The organism is Streptomyces sp. NPDC059247, from assembly GCF_042754005.1.
Lineage (GTDB): Bacteria > Actinomycetota > Actinomycetes > Streptomycetales > Streptomycetaceae > Streptomyces.
In genome coordinates this window covers 31,137-50,805 of the sequence record NZ_JBHYZW010000020.1, presented here as the reverse complement: position 1 = coordinate 50,805, position 19,669 = coordinate 31,137, and the positions used below count along the sequence as shown (strand labels likewise).

The window sequence follows — 19,669 nt, the reverse complement described above, 5'->3', positions numbered from 1 at the left end:
CGGAACGGCCGGAACGACCGGAACGGCGACTAGAACAGCGACCAGTCCGAAGCCGACAGCTCGACGGGAGCGGCCGGCTCGGCCAGACGCACCTGCCAGTCCTCCTCCGGGGACCCGTACTCCTCCCCGGCGGTGTCGCCGAAGGCCCGTGCCGCCTCCGCCTCGGCCCGCGCCAGGGCGGCGGGACCGGCCCCCTCCTCCCGCGTCCGGTACAGGTCGGCCAGGGCCCGCGCCAGCACCGTGCGGGGCTCCGCGCGCCCGGGATCGGCCTGCTCCAGCTTCTCCGCGAGCGCCTCCAGCTCCGGCCCGTAGTGGTCGAGGTTCGCGTCCACGGCGCGCCGCATGTCGGCGTCCCGCAGGTCGGGCCGGACACCGCCCTGGAGCGTGACGTGGCGACTTCCGGCGTCACCCGCGAGCACCAGGGGCACGGCGCCGGGGTCCCCGCCCCGCACGGTGACCCGGTGCAGGGTGTGCTCCACGCCGTCCAGGGTGAAGCGGACGGACGACTCCGGATCGACCTCCAGCCGCGTCCCGGCGGCGGGGAGCAGCCGGGTCCGCGCCTCCGCGACGGCGTCCGCCGTGGCGTAGAACTCCCGGGCCCCGCCCCGCTGCTCCGGCACCGCGAACCGGCGGTCGTCGGACACCTGGAGCGCGGGCCGTTCCTCCACCGTCCCGACCGGCCGCACGGGCCGGTACGCGGGGAAGGAACCGGCGTCCTTCGGCGGGCCGGTGAGGGCGAGCGCGATCGGGTCGGCGCCCTCCGCGAACAGCTCCACGCGGACGTCCCCGGTCCGGCGGGCCCGTGGCACCGTCCCCACCGTCTCGTACTCGGTGACCCGGGGGACGGGGCCGGGCGGGGCGCCCGTCACCTCGGGCGCCGGTCCGGTCGGCACGGCGTCGGCGAGCCCCCCGGCCCCGTCGTCCGGGGCGACGAGGTACCCCTCGGGCGTCCGGGTCGTCGTCGGCACGTCGCCGGACGGCAGCGGACCGCCGGGCGGCATGTGGGCGCCGAGGAGCGTGGCCTCGACCTGGGCGCCCTCGCCCACCGGCAGGGACAGCCCGACCCAGTGGTCGGGGACGAGCCGGGGCGTGCCGTCGGTGTCCCACACGACCTTCCGCGCCACCGCCGTGTGGCCGGTCCCCGCGGGGTCCGTGCCGGTCACCGAAGGGACGAACCACAGCGTGGACCGCGGCGCGTACGCGGTGAGCGGCAGCTCGGGCCGCAGTTCCCGCAGGGCGCGCAGCGTGTCGGCGGCGTACGACCGCTCCAGTTCCCCGCCCAGACCGCAGGCGGCGAACTGCAGGGGCTTCCCGGTGTCCCACACCCCGTCGTCGGCGAGCCGGGACAGCGCGCCCGCCAGCTCCTCGGGGGTGACCCGCTGCCCGCGCCAGACGGGCGCGCCGTCGCTCCCCGCGATGTGGCTGGCGAGCGTGAAGAACCGGTCGTCCCGGGGGAAACGCCCGACGACACCACGGATCCGCTCGGCCTCGCCCGGCCCGGCGTCGGGATCGACGAGATGGTGGGTGCCGTTGTCCTGGTGGGAGCGGGTGAGGGACTCGACCAGTTCGGCGATCCGCTCGGCGGAGGACCGGGGCGCGCCGGAGGAGAGGGCGGTACCTCCGTCGCCGCCGAAGGACGTGACGTCGTTCTCGTCCTGAGCGTTCCACAGACCGCCGAGCATGTCGTCGTCCGTGTCCGCCGACTGTCCGCCGCCGTTCCCGTCCCCCCACAGATCGCCGAGCATGTCGTCGTCCGTGTCCGTGCTCGTCGACGGTCCGCCGTCGTTCCCGGGCGGCGGCGCCGGGGCCGTCACCTGCGCGTTGGCCGCGTCGCCGAGGGACCGGGCCTGGGTGCGCAGCCGTTCTCCGCCGATGCGCTCGAAGGCGGTCACGACGCTGTCGTGGTCCCTGAAGAGGGCCGCGAGATCGTCGTACTTCGCCTGGTAGTCCCGGTGCTCGGTGAAGGCGAACCGCAGCGAGGGCCTGCCGTCCACGGAGGGTGTGGCGGTCACCTCGGGGCCGGTGCCGTACGGGTTCCCCGTCGCCAGGGGCCCCCCGTCGCCGACGACGGGGAGGAAGTACTGGTCGAACGTCTTCTTGCCGCTCTTCCTCTCGGGGGCGGAGCCGGGGATGACTCCTGACACGTTCGGATCCGCACCGCTCAGGATCGCCTGGCGCCTGCGCTCCGGGTCCCCGTAGTCGTGGTAGCTGCTGTGGACCGTGTAGGAGGAGAAGTCCGCCTGGTAGTACTGGTGGAATTCGTGGAACAGCCGCCGGATGTCGTCGGTGTCCGCGGTGTCCAGTACGGCCAGTGTGCGGGTGGTGCCGTCGGACGTCATCAGGCGCCTGCCCCGCAGGTCCAGGTACATCGAGACGACCCAGTGGAACGTCGCGTCGAGGTTCTTGGCCTTGTCGTCGGAGTGGCCGTCCCGGTAGTAGAAGCCGAAGGGGTCGGAGTCGACCATCCGGACGGCCGCCCAGTACGCGCCCGCGTGCTCCTCGTTCCCGTCCACGTCGCCCCACAGATACCGGTACCTGCTCATGACGTCGACGGCCCCGATGTGCTCGGACTCGTGATCGTGCTGCTCGGGCTTCTTCGGGACCTTCTTCTGCTCCGGCTCCTGGTCCTGCTCCTCGTCCGGGTCCTTCTTGCCCCCGTACATCTCCTTCGAGTTCGCCTTCTCGATGTCGTGGAAGAGGATCGCCTTGACGATCGAGTCCACGAGCACCACGCGCCGGGGGTCGTCCCGGTCGGGGTAGGCGAGCTTGAGGTACTGGCCCAGGACCATCTGCGCGTGATGGAAGAAGGTGTACTTCTCGGTCGTCGCGCAGATCTCCGCGTACAGGTGCGAGAGTTCGGGATAGTCCCGGATCAGGCGGTTCAGCAGCTGGTGCGTCGGCTCGCCCGCCCTCCACATCCGGGTGAGGTCCTCGCCCACCTGGACCTGGAGCTGGACGTCCTCCTTGTGCCGCAGCCGCGTCTCGTCGAAGTCGTGCTGCAACGGCGTGTCGGTGAGGTTCCGATCGGCCTTCACCTCCTTGTGCTGGAGCGCGAGCAGATAGCCGATCTCGGCGTGGGAGGCCCAGTTCAGGACGGTCCCCCGCATGAAGTCGTCGAGGTCCTCCTTGGCCTCCAGCTCGTCGAGGGGCATGTCGAGGGAGTCGGGCCGGTCGAGGAGGGCGTCCCTGTCGAGCAGCCGGTTGACCGTGCCGGGAAGGACGTCCCGGTGCTCCTTGAGGAACTTCTCGAGGTTCTTGAGACGGACCTGGTACGGCATCACGGCCGTGTCGTGGTCCAGGAGGAGGCTCGGCATCCGGTCGGCCGGCCGCTGCCGGGAGTGCTGCCACGTCGTGTGGTGCTGCCGCAGCGCGGTGGAGATCGACCGCAGTTTCTCGGGGCTGTTGACGTGCCTCCTGTTCTGGACCCACGGGTTGTACGGGGAGTTCAGCGGCGGGTCCTCGACGCGGGGAATGCCCAGACGCCCGCGCAGCTCGTCGACGTGGACCGCATGGCCGTTCTTGAGGTACGCCGGTTCCGGGGACTCCGGGGACTCCGGGGACTCCGGACTGAGGTGGGACTCGTCCTCGTAGTACGTGACCAGGGAGTCGGGCACGATGCTCGCGCGCAGCAGTTCGAGGTGCTCGCCCCGGATGCCGAACTGGTTGCGCTCGCCGGGCTGGTCCGTGTTGACGGTCCGGTCCGACAGGGGCTCGGGGCCGGGGATCGGTGCGGGGGCGGAACCCTTCTCCCGTGCCTCCCACCTCTTCCGGTAGGCCTCCTCCCCTTCGTTCAGGTCCTCGGGGGAGACCAGCGGGTCGACAGGGTCGCGCAGTTTCCGGGGGTCGAGCGAGTCGCTGCCCCGGTAGGGGTCGCCGAGCGCGTGGGCGTCACCCTCCGGCACCGAGGTCGTGGTGATCCGCTGGTAGACGCTCAGCGGAACCAGGTACGAGCGGATGAGCGGCCTGTGCTGGTCGGGCTCGTCGTTCTCCGCCTTGTACTTCATGGACCAGGCGATGGCCCGCGCGGGGGTGCCGATGCCCGTCCACATCGTGCCCTCCATGGTCGGACCGGTGGCCAGGAGGACCTTGCCGGTGACCGGGTCCTGCTGGATGTCCTTGAACCGGTCCGACGAGACCTTCCCCGTGTCCCGGTCGATCCTCAGGTCCGTCTGGTTGGTGACCACCGTGTAGAAGCGGACGTGCGGCCCCTGCCGCGTCATCTCCACCTCCACCTCTCCACGGTGGATGTAGAGCGGCCTGCGGAACTTGTAGTGGCCCGTGCTCTGGACCGGCCGCGAGCCCTCGCCCTGCTCACCCCCGCCCTGCTCCTCGCCCGTCTTCTGGTTCTCGTCCTTCCTGCCCTTGCCCTTGTCCTTCGCCGGGGAGTTGCCCTTCTCCTCTCCCTTGTCGTGGATCAGGGTGGAGTCGAAGGGACGGTTGGGTCCCGGATAGCTGACGCCGGGGATGCCGATGACCGGTGCGTCCGGCCGAGGCATCCCGTCCGGCCGCGGCACCTCGGGCGGCCGAGGCGGGTCGTGGGGGCCCACCTCGCGCAGGGACACCAGGTAGCGGCCGGAGTCCATCCGGTCGAACGAGACCACGCGGACCCGCGTGCCGAGCGGGAAGCTCACCAGGTTCTCGTGCAGCTGCCGCTGGGTGCCCGCGTCGTTCTCCGGGGACTCCACGCGGAAGACCAGGTTGTGGTCCGCCGGGATGTCCGGCGTGTCCTTCCGGTAGATCCGCGAACCGGTCAGATCGTCGAGGGACAGCGGCGTGCGGTCGGTGTTCCGGGGGTCCGCCAGGCGCCGGAACAGGTCCACCACGGCGGAGTGCGTCCGCAGGGACCGTACGACGGGCTCCGCGTCGGACACGACCGGGTTCTGGATCAGCGAGGAGACCGTGGCCCGGCGGCGCAGGTCCGACCTGGGCGTGTCGTCCGTCGTGTCCAGCCCCGAGGTGTCACGGCCGCGTGAGACGGGGTCGAACAGGGCCATGGCGTTCGCCTCCGGCAGCTCCAGACCGAACGCCAGCTTCCTGATCTCGGTCGCCAGCGCGCTCGACACGGCCAGGGCACGTTCCTCCCCGGCCGCCTTAGCGGCTCCGGGCAGCAGGTTGTTGCCGCCCGCGGAGACATGGATCCGCAGCTCGCCCAGCGAAGGGTCGTCGGCACGACGGGCCAGTTCGGGGAAGAGTTCCATCGCGAGGTCCTGGAGCGTCATCCGGCTCTCCTCGGTGAGGGTCTTCTCCCCCTTGCGGAACTCGACGGTCCGTTGCGTGGGGACCAGCAGGCCGTCCACCGTCATGTTGATCGAGCCCGCGTCCTCCCCGCCGTCCTCGTCGCCGAACCGGACCGCGTCGTCGTACGCGGGATCGTCGCCGCGGGGGCTGCGCACGGCGTCGGCGGGCGCCCCGTCGTTCCCGAGGGGGGTGCTCGCAGGGGTGTGGCCGGGCGCCCCGGTGTCGCTGTAGCGGTGCCAGTCGGCGCCGTCGCCGAAGACGGTGACTGTCCCGTCGGCGGTCACACCCACATGGCGGGCCGTGAACAGCCTGTCGCCGCCGGGCACGTACCAGACGGGGGCGTCGGCCGCGAGCGCGGTGAGGGGACCATGCTCCGTGCCCGTCGCGGCGCGGTGCTTCCACAGGCCGCTCATGACGGTCTTGACGGTGTTCTCGTGGACGGGGGAGGCGAGGTCGCAGCCGGTGAACCGGATTTCGGTGATGCCGTCGAGGCGGCCGTTGTCATGGGCGTCGGTGAGGGCTTTGAGGAGGACGGCCGGGTCGTGCGGGGTGTTCGGGTCGGTGTGTGTGCCGACGACGAAGACGCCGGGGCTCGGCGGGAGGGAGTTGAGCGCCCTGGACTGGGGGGCGTTCATGGGGCCGACGGCGATGCCCGTGGAGGTCTGCCGTACTTGCTGGAGGCGGGTGAAGTCGCCGATCGCCGTCTCCAGCTTCCGTACCAGGGAGGAGGCGTCGTCCGGCCAGAAGTCCTGGGAACTGACGTCCGCACCCCACAGCGCGGGCGGATAGCCCTGGTCCACCAGGAGGCGTTGCGCGACCACCCCGAGGGCGGCGGAGACGTCCGCGCCCTCCGCGGGGAGGTTCCCACCCTCCCGGAGCTTCAGGAGGAGGTCGGCCAGGGCCGTCAGACGGCTCCGGTCGCCCGGGTCACCGGCCAGAGCGGCGTAGTAGGCGTCGAAGGAGGAGTCCAGGCTCTGCCGGAGAGGATCGGGCTCGGGGACGTCCGGGTCCATGCCGTACCAGCGTTCCATGAGGGAGTCGAGCTCGTCCCACACGCCCCTCTGCGGGTCGCCGGGGGCGTCGTCCGGCCGGGTGATGCGTTCGTGCAGGTCCAGATAGGAGTCGGCGTGGAGCCGACGCCAGTCGCGGCTGGTGTGTGTGCCGTCGCCGAGTGCTTCCCGCAGCAGTCCGGCCGTGCGGTCGGTCAGACCGGGGGTCCTGTCCAGGAGTGTCGTGAGGTCGCTGTCGGGGAGCGCGCGGAGGGCGCGCCGGTCCGACGAAGAGGAGGAAAGCGCGTTCGGTGTCCGCTCGTGCGCTTCGAGTCCCAGGGCGATCTCGTCGGGGAACCTCCCGCCTGGCATGGCCTTCCGCAACGTGTCCTCGGTCAGCGGCGCGAGCGAGCGGAACCTGCCCCAGTCGTCGGTGTACGACAGGACATCGGCGGGCCGTGGCTGCCTGGTGGCCAGCACGTTCTGCTCGAACGCCTCGGATGCCGTCATGACCTCGTGGAAGGTGTGGTGCCCGATGGGGAGCATGTCCGCCATCAGGGCGAGCCGCACCAACTGGTAGTCGACGGGGACCTTCCACTTAGCGGCCATGGCGTGGACGACGGTCAGCGCGAAGTACGTCGTGTTGGACGTGCCCGCGCTCATCAGACCGCCGGTCGCCTCGGCCGTCACCTGGCTCTTGGTGCGCAGGGCGATCTGCCGGTGCCGCTCGCCCGGCTCCCACGTCAGGCGGCCGTCCTCCAGGACGTGTGCCCGCTCGCGCTCACTGAGGGGCGGAACGGCGTCCTCGGGCCGCAGCTCGGTGCGCCTGCGGTGTTCCTCGGCGAGCAGCAGCTTCTCCAGGTCGGGGTTGTCGGCTTCGTCCTTCCGCAGCCGTTCCTGTTCCCGCTTGATGTTCTGGACGACGTCGGCGTCCTGCTGCATCCGCTGGTTCTCGGGCGTGCCCTGTGCGCTCCGCTCGCGCGTGAGGATCTCCGGTTCGGGCTTCTTCAGCCCCAGCCGCTTCATGAGGGGGCCGTGGACTCCGCTGACGAGCAGGTGCATCTGCTCGCGGACGTTCCCGTTCTCGACGACCTCCTTCAGCGTCTTCAAGTCGTTGCCGACGGATCCGCTGCCGGATTTCTTGTCGGTGCCCAGCTCAAGCCGTTCGGCGTCCGACAGGTTGTCCCAGGCGGCCTTCACGAGCGCCCGTACTTGTTCCTGGACGTCTGCCCGCAGGGTGAGGTGTTCGCCGAGGGCACGTTCGGCGTCGCGGGACGCGTCCGCGTAGGCCACGCGGACGGCGGTCCGGACGGCGGTGTGGTGTTCGTCGTGGCCGGGGTTGGCATGGAGAGCTTGCCCGACGCGGCTCAGCACGGCGAGCGGGAGGGGCTGTTCCGGACGGCCCGGGGGCCGCAGACCCTGTTCGAGAGCCTGGACCGAACCGATCACATCGGCCGGGCCGGTGAGCGTCACGGTCGCCAGTCGGTCCTTGCCGACCAGGATCCGTCCGTCTCCGGTGTCGATGCCGTGTCCTGCGGGGACCCGTACGGCCAGCCAGTGTTCCGTGTCGGAGGGGAGGTCTTTGGTGAGGGTGGTGTACGGCCGGTCGTCGGTGCGCAGGAGTCGGTCCGCGCGGCCCACCAGCCCGATCGCGGGTTCCGGGAGCCGCAGATAGGCGGTGGTCTCCTCCCGCGTACGGGTGCCCAGGGCGTCCAGTTCCTCCCGCCAGTCCCTCGGCTCGGGAGTCCCGTCCCCGAGGGGAGCGGCCCCGTCCTGCTGTGCGGGGGTGTGCGGGGCGGCCGACGCTTCGGAGGTGTCGCCATCGGTCGCCCGGTCGCCCGACGACGTGATGTCGGGCGTGCCGCTGTCCGCCGGGGCGGAGGTGAGCGGGCGGGACCAGGAGGGGTGGGCGTCCATGACGGCGTCGGCGACGGAGGTCGCGAAGTTCATGACGCGGGTGTTCCGCATCTTGGGCATCCTGGGCGCCTGCCACGCGGTCTTGGCGTGGAGCTTGTCCGGCAGAGGCACCGGAACGATGCCGAGATCCAGCAGCATCCGGGGGACCAGGAACCGGGAATGCGAGGCCAGCGCGTTCTCCGGCGACCCCGGGACGCCGCCGGTCGCGTGCAGTGTCAGGACCGTGTCGGCGACGGCCTTCAGCTGATCCACACGGCTGGTGGCCGCACGCACGGTCTCCCCGTACTCGCGCAGGACGCGATCGAGGGTCTCCCGTACCTGCGGGCCGGGATCGTCGGGCGAGCCTCCCACGACCCGGGACCGCAGGGCGAGGTACGTCCCGGCGTCCAGGGTGTGCCAGGGGCCCCCGGGGAGGTGCGCGCCGTCCAGCAGCTCCCGGAGCAGGGTCTGCTGCTCCTGCTCCGAGTCCGGGAGCAGGTCCGTCAGGGACTGGCCGGACGGCGTCGCCGCCGGTGCGGCCGTGATCTCCCCGGTGAGGGGGACGCTTCCGTCCCGTGTGACGTCAGCCATGCCGAGGGTCAGCTCGGCCGCCAGGAAGCCGGGCTCGTTCATCCAGAACCCCGTGGTGCGGGCGGCGTCGGGCAGCCGGGCAGGGGGGAAGCCCTGGTCCTGGAGCAGGCGCTGAAGGAGGATCTGGACGTCGGGTGTCAGAGGCCCGTCGTCCGCGTCGGCGTGCAGCTCCCGCATCAGGGTCACGACGGCTTCCAGACGGCCGGAGGCGTCGGCGGAGAGGTCGGGCGAGTAGGCCTCCTCGACGGTCTCGGCCGAGGGACCGTCCCCCTCCGCACCGAGCCGCTTCCGCAGTTCCTGGTAGGCCGCCGCGTCCATCGTGTGCCAGGGGTCGCCCAGGGCGCGCGGGGTGTCCGTCACCTCGGCGAGCAGGTCCGCCGTGGTCGCGGGATCGGACAGCAGGGCCGTCCACCGGTCCCGTGGCAGGTGACGGGACAACGGGTCCGGGACGCCGCTGTCCGGGCCGAACTTGACGGCGTCGGGGTGTTCCGTGTCGTTCTCGGGTGTGCGGGAGGGGAAGCGGACCGTGTTTCCGGGGAGGGCGTCGTTGTCGGGGGTGGTGCGGAGGGGTGTGTGGTCGGGGGCGCCGCTGTCGCCGTAGACGTGCCAGGCGCCTTCGTCCACGACGGCGATCTTTCCGTCGGGGGTGAGTCCGATGTGCTGGGCGGTGAGTAGCTGTCCGTTGCCGCCGGGCACGTACCAGACGGGGGCGTCGGCGGCGCGGGCGGTGAGCGGGTCGGGGGTGGTCGAGGTGCCGGAATCCGAGCGGTGCTTCCACAGGCCGCTCATGACGGTCTTGACGGTGTTCTCGTGGACGGGGGAGGCGAGGTTGCAGCCGGTGAACTGGATCTCGGTGATGCCGTCGAGGCGGCCGTTGTCGTGGGCGTCGGTGAGGGCCTTGAGGACGGCGTCCGGGTCGTGCGGGGTGCGGGGGTCGGTGTGCATCCCGACGGTGAAGACGCCGGGGCTCGGCGGGAGCGCCCGGAGCGCGGCGGTCTGCGCGGGGGAGAGGGCGCCGACGGCGATCCCGGCCGGGATGTCCCGTACGGGAACGGACTCCGGCGCGCTCCACGTACCGGGACCGGCGTTCTCGTGGAGGACGGGACCGGACTCCGTGACGTCTTCGACGGCCTCCAGATAGCGGCGGGGCAGGGTGCCGTCGGGCAGCGTGGCCGTCGCCATGACCCCCGACGCGTCGGCCCGGTCGGGAGTGTGCCGGAACAGCGTCTCGGCGTCGTGGTAACGGTCGGGAAGGCCCGCGTAGTGCAGCACCTCGTGCAGCAGCATGGCGTCGTCCCGGCCCCTGACGTCCGGGTCCGTGTCGTCGGCGTGCAGCCGGAAGTGCGACTGGTCGGACCTCTTCCCGGGTCCGGCGTCCCGGCTCACGGTGATCCAGTCCTCGCCGGGGGCGCCGTCCCGGGGCACGGGCCTGGGATCGAGCACCACCTCCATGTGGAGCTGGTCGCCGCCACGGGGCAGCCGGAAGCCCAGGTTCACATGACTGTCCAGCAGACCCTGGAGCCGGTCCCGCAGCGAGGCGGCGTCGGCCGCGGAGTAGGAGCCGTCGACCGCCACCGGAAGGGTGACCCGCACCAGACGTACGGTGCCGCCCGGCGTGCCGTCCCCGTCCGGGGGCACGGTGAAGCGCTCGACGTCCGCGCTGATGCGGGTGCGGTGGCCCGCGAGCGTCCCGTCCTCGTTCCGCCGGTCCGCCGTGCCCGGGAACGGGCCCGTGGCGTCCGGGTCGGCCGCCGGGTCGAAGCGTTCGGTACGGATCCGGGCGGGCGGCGGCACGTCCTGGCGACCCGGCGTCCACTGCCACGCCGACCACCGGTCCACGCCGATCGGCCGGTCCGCCGGGGAGACCTCCTCGGGCCGCAGTTGCCCCGGCAGGGTGTGGGGGGAGTCCTCGGGGACGTGGGGAGAGCTGTCGTCGCTCCGGGACTTGCCCTTCCCGAGGCCGTCACCGCCGTGGGAGGGCTCGCCTCCCGTGGGGGGCGGGGTTCCCTCGTCGTCGCTCTCGTCCTCCGTGCCGTCGCTGTCCGTCTCGTAGCTCTCGTCGCTGGCGGTGTCCGTCTCGTAGCTCTGGTCGCTGCCGCTGCCGCTGCCGCTGTCGCTGTCCGTGTCCTCGGCGGTCTGCGGGTCCCGTCCGCGTCGTTCCTCCAGCTCCCGCCGGAGGTTCTCGGCGTGCTCGTGGGGGAAGAGGCCGGCGCGCGCGACCTCCCTGCGGAGGTCTTCCGGAGGCAGCGGAGGAAGGACGCTGTAGCGGTCCCATGCCGGAGCGGGGTCACCGACCGGCTGGAGCAGGGCCTGGACGTCCGGGCGCGGGGGCATGGCCGCGAGGTACTCCTCGGCGAACAGCGAGGAAGCCGCCAGTACTTCCGGCAGGGTGTGGTGCCCCTCGCTGACGAAGGCGGCGACGACCGCGAGCCGCAGGTCCCTGTGGTCGATCTCGACGCCCAGCCGTCCCGCCAGCATCTGGGCGTACCGGTGGAAGTAGAAGCCCGATCCCGAGGTGCCCGACCTGACCAGCCGGCCCGACTGTTCGGCGGCCCGCTGGTACAGCTGATCCATCCGGATCCGCAGACTGGCTCCGCCGGGGTTCCAGACCATCTTGCCCCGGCTGTTCAGGGCCCTGCGCCGCTCGGTGTCGCTCAGGGGCGGGTTGAGCTGGTCCGCCCGGAACGGTCGCAGGACGGAGTCCAGCGCGTGCCACCTCTCGTTGTCCCGCGCGTGTTCGGAGGAGTTCCACTGCGTGGAGCTCAGCTTTCTGCGCGCGTCGTCCAGGGCCGTGTACTCCGCGGAGTCGGGATTGTTCTGCCGCTGCAGACGCTCGCGGTGGAGGGAGGGCGGATAGTCGGCGGGGAAGTTGACGAAGGCGGGGAGCGCCGTGGACGCGATGGCCTGGAAGAACAGCGTCATGCGCTCCCGCGCGTTGCCGGACTCCGCGACCCGCTCCCACTCTCTGGGGTTGGTGCCCACGGCGCCGGGTACGGATCTGCTGGGCTGGCTCAGCCCGGGGTAGAGGGTTGTGCCCCGGAAGTTGCTGACGACCGCGCGGGCCAGGAACTCCGCCATGTTCTGTACCCGTGGCAGGCCGAACAGATGGTTGGCGAGACGCCTTTCGTACTCCTCCGACTCCTGCATGTACCGGATCCGGACCAGGTCCTCGATCGAGGCGTCCCGGGCCATGGCGAACGGGCTGTCGTCGGGCGGAGTCTGGACCGGCGTCTGCTCCGGAGCCTGGTAGGGGCGGGAGCCCGCACCGGTGCTGGACCCCTCACCGTTGTCGAGCGGCGGCTGTCCGTCCGGGCCGAACTTGACGGCGTCGGGGTGTTCCGCGTCGTTCTCGGGTGTGCGGGAGGGAAAGCGGACCGTGTTCCCGGGGAGGGCGTCGTTGTCGGGGGTGGTGCGGAGGGGCGTGTGGTCGGGGGCGCCGCTGTCTCCGTACACGTGCCAGGTGCCTTGGTCGACGACGGCGATCTTTCCGTCGGGGGTGAGTCCGATGTGCTGGGCGGTGAGCAGCTGTCCGTTGCCGCCGGGCACGTACCAGACGGGGGCGTCGGCGGCGCGGGCGGTGAGGGGACCGTGCTCCGTGCCCGTCGCGGCGCGGTGTTTCCACAGGCCGCTCATGACGGTCTTGACGGTGTTCTCGTGGACGGGGGAGGCGAGGTCGCAGCCGGTGAACCGGATCTCGGTGATGCCGTCGAGGCGGCCGTTGTCATGGGCGTCGGTGAGGGCTTTGAGGAGGACGGCCGGGTCGTGCGGGGTCTTCGGGTCGGTGTGTGTGCCGACGACGAAGACGCCGGGGCTCGGCGGGAGGGAGTTGAGCGCCCTGGACTGGGGGGCGTTCATGGGGCCGACGGCGATGCCCGTGGAGGTCTGCCGTACTTGCTGGAGGCGGGTGAAGTCACCGATCGCCGTCTCCAGCTTCCGTACCAGCGAGGAGGCGTCGTCCGGCCAGAAGCCGGGGGAGCCGATGTCCGTGCCCCACAAGGCAGGCGGATAGCCCTGGTCCACCAGGAGCCGCTGGGCCACCACCCCGAGGGCGGCGGAGACATCGGGGTCCGACGACGGAAGGCCCTCGGTCTTCCGGAGGTTCAGGAGGAGGTCGGCCAGGGCCGTCAGACGGCTCCGGTCGCCCGGGTCACCGGCCAGAGCGGCGTAGTAGGCGTCGAAGGAGGAGTCCAGGCCCTCTCGGAGCGGGTCGGGCTCGGATACGACCGGGGCGTCCGGATCCTGCGTGGGGTCCGGGTACCAGCGCTCCATGAGGGAGTCGAGCTCGTCCCACACGCCCCTCTGCGGGTCCTGGACGGCGTCGTCCGGCTGCGTGACCCGGTCACGCAGGTTCAGGAAGGAGTCGGCGTCGAGCCGACGCCAGTCGCGGCTGGTGCGCGTGCCGTCGCCGAGTGCTTCCCGCAGCAGTCCGGCCGTGCGGTCGGTCAGCCCGGGGGTCCTGTCCAGGAGTGTCGTGAGGTCGCTGTCGGGGAGCGCGCGGAGGGTGCGTCCGTCCGACGCCGGGGAGGGAACCGAATTCGGTGTCCGCTCGTGCGCTTCGAGTCCCAGGGCGGTCTCGTCGGGGAACCTGCCGCCGGGCATGGCCTTCCGCAACGTGTCCTCGGTCAGCGGCGCGAGCGAGCGGAACCTGCCCCAGTCGTCGGCGTACGACAGGACATCGGAGTACGGCGGGGCGCCGGAGGGCCTCGGCTGCCTGGCCAGCACGTCCTGCTCGAACGCCTCGGACGCCGTCATGACCTCGTGGAAGGTGTGATGGCCGATCGGCAGCATGTCCGCCATCAGAGCGAGCCGCACCAACTGGAAGTCGACGGGGACCTTCCACTTCTTGGACATGGCATGGATGACCGTCAGCGCGAAGTACGTCGTGTTGGACGTGCCCGCACTCATCAAGCCGCCGGTCGCCTCGGCCGTCACCTGACTCTCGGTCTTCAGCGCGATCTGCCGGTGCCGCTCGCCCGGCTCCCACGTCAGCCGGTCTCCGTCCAGCGCGTGGGCGCGCTCGCGCTCACTGAGCGGCGGAACCGTCTCGTCGGGCCGCAGCTCGGTGCGCCTGCGGTGCTCCTGGGCGAGCAGCAGCTTCTCCAGGTCGGGGTTGGCGGCTTCGTCCTTCCGCAGCCGTTCCTGTTCCCGTTTGATGTTCTGGACGACGTCGGCGTCCTGCTGCATCCGCTGGTTCTCGGGCGTGCCCTGGGCGCTCCGCTCGCGCGTGAGGATCCTCGGCTCGGGCTTCTTCAGCCCCAGCCGCTCCCTGACGGGGCCGTGGACCCCGGTGACGAGCAGGTGCATCTGCTCGCGGACGTTCCCGTTCTCGACGACCTCCTTCAGCGTCTTCAAGTCGTCGCCGACGGATCCGCTGCCGGTGTTCCGCGCGGTGCCGAGCTTGCGCCGTTCGTCCTCCGGCAGGTTGTCCCAGGCGGCTTTCACGAGCGCTCGTACTTGTTCCTGGACGTCTGCCCGCAGGGTGAGGTGTTCGCCGAGGGCGCGTTCGGCGTCGCGTGACGCGTCCGCGTAGGCCACGCGGACGGCGGTCCGGACGGCGGTGTGGTGCTCGTCGTGGCCGGGGTTGGCATGGAGGGCCTGCCCGACGCGGCTCAGCACGGCGAGCGGGAGGGACTGTTCCGAACTGCCCGGAGGCCGCAGACCCTGTTCGAGAGCCTGCACCGAACCGATCACATCGGCCGGGCCGGTGAGCGTCACGGTCGCCAGTCGGTCCTTGCCGACCAGGATCCGTCCGTCCCCGGTGTCGATGCCGTGTCCTGCGGGGACCCGTACGGCCAGCCAGTGTTCCGTGTCGGAGGGGAGGTCCTTGGTGAGGGTGGTGTACGGCCGGTCGTCGGTGCGCAGGAGCCGGTCAGCCCGGCCCACCAGCCCGATCGCGGGTTCCGGGAGCCGCAGATAGGCGGTGGTCTCCTCCCCTGTGGGCGTACCGAGGGCGTTCAGCTCCTCCCGCCAGTCCCTCGGCTCGGGAGTGCCGCTCTCGTCGGGCGCGGGGCCGTCCCCCGACGTGGGGGTGTGCGGGGCGACGGGTGCGCCGGAGGTCGTGGGGGCGCTGGCCGTCCGGTCGCCCGACTGAGTGATGTCGGGCGTTCCGCTGTCCGCCGGGGCGGAGGTGAGCGGGCGGGACCAGGAGGGGTGGGCGTCCATGACGGCGTCGGCGACGGAGGTCGCGAAGTTCATGACCCGCGTGGCCCTCATCCGGGGCATCTTGGGCGCCTGCCACGCGGTCTTGGCGTGGAGCTTGTCCGGCAGGGGTACGGGCGTGACGCCGAGATCCAGGAGCATCCGGGGGACCAGGAACCGGGAGTGGGCGGTCAGCGCGTTCTCCGGCGACCCGGAGAGGCCGCCGGTCGCGTGCAGCGTCAGGACCGTGTCGGCGACGGCCTTCAGCTGATCCACACGGCTGGTGGCCGCGCGTACGGCCTGCGCGTGCTTGTCGAAGATCTGGTCGAGGGTGTCCCGTACCTCCTTGCCCGGAGCGTCGAGCGAGCCGCCCTCGACCCGGGTGCGCAGGGCGAGGTACGCCTCGGTGTTCAGGGTGTGCCAGGGACTCTCCGGGCGGTGCGCGCCGTCCAGCAGCTCCCGGAGCAGGGCCTGCTGGCCGTCGTCCGGGTCCTGGAGCAGTCCCGGCAGGGCCTCGTCGGACGGAGCCGTCGCCGGGGTGACCGTCAGCTCGCCGGTGAGGGGAGCGTTCCCGGTGCCCTTGACATCGGCCATGCCGAGGGTCAGCTCGGCCGCCAGGAATCCGGGCTCGTTCGTCCAGAACCCCGTGGTGCGGGCCGCGTCGGGCAGCCGGGCGGGGGGAAGCCCCTGGTCCTGGAGCAGGCGCTGGAGGAGGATCTGGACGTCGGGCGTCAGCGGCCCGTCGTCGGCGTCGGCGTGCAGATCCCGCATCAGGGTCACGACGGCTTCGAGACGGCCGGAGGCGTCGGCGGAGAGGTCGGGCGAGTAGGACGAGAAGGCCTCCTCGACGGTCTCGGCCGAGGGGCCGTCCCCTTGCGCACCGAGCCGCTTGCGCAGGTCCAGGTATGTCGTCGCGTCCATCGTGTGCCAGGGGTCGCCCGGGGCGCGCAGGGTGTCCGTCACCTCGGCGAGCAGGTCCGCCGTGGTTGCGGGATCGGACAGCAGGGCCGTCCACCGGTCCCGTGGCAGGTGACGGGACAGCGGCTCCGGGACGCCGCTGTCCGGGCCGAACTTGACGGCGTCCGGGTGTTCCGCGTCGATCGCGGGCGTACGGAAGAGGAAGCGGACCGCGTCGTCGGGAAGGGCGTCGGCGTCGGGGGTCGTACGGACGGGCGCGTGGTCGGGGCCGCCGCTGTCTCCGTACACGTGCCAGGCGCCTTCGTCCACGACGGCGATCTTTCCGTCGGGGGTGAGCCCGATGTGCTGGGCGGTGAGCAGATGGCCGCCGGTCGTGTCGCCGCTCGTTGTGGGCACGTACCAGACGGGGGCGTCGGCGGCGCGGGCGGTGAGCGAGTCAGGGGTCGTGATGCCCGTCGTGGCGCGGTGCTTCCACAGGCCGCTCATGACGGTCTTGACGGTGTTCTCGTGGACGGGCGCGGCGAGGTTGCAGGCGGTGAACTGGATCTCGGTGACGCCGTCGAGCCTGCCGTCGTCGTGGGCGTCGGTGAGGGCCTTGAGGACGGCGTCCGGGTCGTGCGGGGTGCGGGGGTCGGTGTGCATTCCGACGACGAAGACGCCGGGGCGCTGGGGGACCGACTGGAGGGCGGTGGTCTGGGCGGGCGTGAGGACGCCGACGGCGATGCCGGAGGGGATGTCCCGGACCGGGGCGTCGGACGCCGGAGCTGTGTCGTCGTCGCCCACCTGATCACCGTCGGTGTGGTGGCCACCGCCACCGCCACCGCCGTCGCCACTGTCGCCGTCGTTGACCGGAGTCGTGGAGTCGGTGGAGGCCGTGGTGTGGAGGGGGGCTGTGGTGGGGGAGGAAACCGGGGTGTTGTCGGGGACCGTGGTGTCGTCGTCCGTGCCGTCGTAGGGGACGAGGTAGTCGAGCCCCTCGGCGGCGGCCCTGTCCATCTCGGCCTGAAGCGGGTGGGGCTTGGGGCCCGTCGTCGCTTCGGTCCGCGCCTCCGTACGCGCCGGGGAACCGTTCTCCTGCTGTACGGGCGCGGTGAACCGGTCGCCGTCGCTCTGGGTCACGGGGCGGGCCGTGGCCCGGTCCTGGTTCCGGTCCGCCAGGTCCGTGGCCGGGCCGTCCGTGTCGCCGCCCAGCAGGGAGGAGAGGTCCGACGAGACGGTGGCCTGCGACGGTGCGCCGGGTGCGTCCGAACCCTCCTCGCCCTCCTTCCCGCCGTCGTCCACGGACGTGTCACCGTCCGACTCGGTCCGGAACAGCGGGTCCTTGGCGATCTCGTCACCGAACGAAGGGCCCAGGTCCAGGTCGAGCGGAGCGAAGGCGCCGTCGCCGTCGCTCTCGACCGTGACGTCGGGCCGCTGGGGCAGGTCGGCGAAGAAGGGCGTGCCGGTGATCGGGTTGGAGAAGACCCACTTCACCATGTCCTTCATGTCACGGGTGAAGCTCGGGTCCTGCTGCGCCTCGGACGTGGGGCGGGGGACCGGCCACGGTGCCGGGTTGCCCGTCATGTTCGCCACGAACGAGGCGATGTTGATGGGGTGCAGCAGCCCGAAGTACTTGCTGTCGTGCGGGTTCTCGGCGTGCTGGTGGCTGAGGACCCAGTTCTGGTACTTGACCATGATCGGCTCGAAGGCCCGGTGCAGGCCGTGGCTCAGCGCGCCCATGGCCACGCCCGCGGCGAACGGGCCGCCGCTGACCGTGAACGTGCCGTCCCCGAAGATCAGGTTGTAGAAGCCCTCGCTCAGCATCTCGTTCGTGCCCTCGTTGAGGAGGGACGCGACGGCGCCGCCGAGCTGGTACATCGGGCTGCCCTGGAGGGGGTTCTCCTGCTTGAAGACACGGGCCAGCGCGTTGCTGTGCTCGGAGCGGGTGAACAGGTTCGGCATCGAGTCGGCGAGGTTCTTGAGCGGCGCGAGCTGGCCGAAGTCCCCCATGGCCTTGGTGAGCAGATCGGGCAGCTCGGTGTGGTCCGCGCCGAGCCGGACCCACTTGCGGGTCAGCATCTCACCGAACGCCTCGCCCGCCTCCCTGGCGCCCTGCTTCCCGAGGTGCTCGGAGAAGACGTCGCCCATCTTCTTGGAGAACGCGTCCGCGATGGTGCCCTCGCCGAACCGCATGAACCCGGTCTCCAGGTTGCGGCTGACGCCGCCGAGGAGTTCGCCGATGTCCTTGGCGAAGGCCGACCGCGCCTCCTTGGTGGCGAGGAGGTCGTCCAGCGGGGTCCCGGCGTCGCCGGTGGCCCGGCCTGCCGTCGAGGCGTCGGGGGTCTTGCCGGACGCCCCCGCCGTCGGCGCGTCCCCGGCGGTGGTCTTGCTCGCGCCGGGTGCGTCGTTGCCGCCGACGGTCTCGGTCTTGTTCGCGGCCGGAACGTCGGGCTTGTCGGCGGAGGGCGTGTCCGTCTTGCCGGTGGTCGGTACGTCCCCCTTCCCCGTGGTGGGGATATCGCCCTTGCCGGTGGTCGGGACGTCGGGCTTGCCCGTGGCGGGAACATCCCCCTTCCCCGTGGTGGGTACGTCGGGCTTGCCCGTGGTGGGGACATCCCCCTTCCCCGTGGTGGGTACGTCGGGCTTGCCCGTGGTGGGGACATCGCCCTTGCCGGTGGTGGGAACATCCCCCTTCCCCTTGGTCGGGACGTCGGGCTTGCCCGTGGCGGGAGCCCCCGGCGTCCCCGTGGCGGGCGTGTTCGGCTTGTCCTTGGCCGGGGCGCCGCCCGGAGCCTCCGCCTTCGGCTTGCCGGTGGCGGGCGGGGGCACGATGCCGTCGCCGACCGTCTTCGGCGGGACCGGGGGAGGCGTGACGTCGGGCGCCTTGTTGGGCGGGACCGGCGGCAGGTCCTTGTCCGTCTTGGACGCGAGGTCGTCCAGCTTCGACTTCGCCCCCGCCCCGCCCGCCGCACCCGTCGGGACGTCGGGCTTCGGGTTCGGCGGGATGTCGTCCAGCTTGTCGTCGATCTTGTTCAGTACGTCGTCGACCCGCTTGCTGATGATCGAGCCGGGCGTCTTGCCGCCGAGGAGCCGGCCGAGCAGGTTGCCGCCGTAGTGCGAGAGGATCTCCAGCGGACCGGCGACCAGACCGCTCAGCGCGCCCTGCTTGATGGAGTCGATCAGCGACTCCGTGTTCCAGCTCGTGGTGTGGCCCGCGTTGAGCTGGTAGAGCTGGATCACCGTGTCCTGGAAGATGCCGCCCATGATGCCGATGAAGGTCTGGCTGAGGATCGTCTGGAGCAGCCACCGGAAGAGCTGGTGGAGGCCCTCGCGGGTCGCCGCGAACAGCGCCGACACCGGGCCCCACACCGCGCCGAAGGTGAAGGCGGAGAAGAGGGTGGCGAACAGGATCTCGGCCAGCAGCTGCACGAGCTGCAGGATCGCCATGATCTTCGAGTACTCGACCTGGTTGGCGACCTTCAGCGCCACCTCGGACAGCTGACGGGACAGCTCCGCCGTCTGCTCCAGCTGGTTCGCGCCCGCCGTCTGGCCCGTCAGGTCCCTCATCGCGACCAGGAACGAGTCGGCCGCCTCGCCGTCGAAGTCGTTCTTGACGATCGGGATCAGCTCGATCACGTACCCGGACAGCGTCTCCAGGTCCCGCGCGATGGAGCCGTAATGCTCCGACACCCGCCGCATGAGGTCCTCGTCGGCCTCGGGCCACTCCATGCCCGACACGAAGGCGAGGAAGTCGGCGATCCCTTCCGGCGGGTTGATGGCCATGGCGTGGAGGTCCTCTGATCGGCTGACGGCTGTGCCCGGAAGAACGGGGACAGCCGTCCGCGCGGTTCAGCGGAGGACCCGTACGACGTCCCCCGGGCCGACCGGCCTCGGAAGCCGCCCCGGGGCGGGCCGAGCCG

At 71.6% G+C, this 19,669-nt stretch carries 1 protein-coding gene; it reads right to left on the bottom strand.

The features are described 5' to 3' along the window. Positions 1-29: 29 nt before the first annotated feature. Positions 30-19,532, bottom strand: coding sequence for a hypothetical protein (locus tag ACFXGN_RS27045; RefSeq protein WP_384864156.1), 19,503 nt, complete (start codon positions 19,530-19,532; stop codon positions 30-32). Positions 19,533-19,669 lie beyond the last annotated feature (137 nt).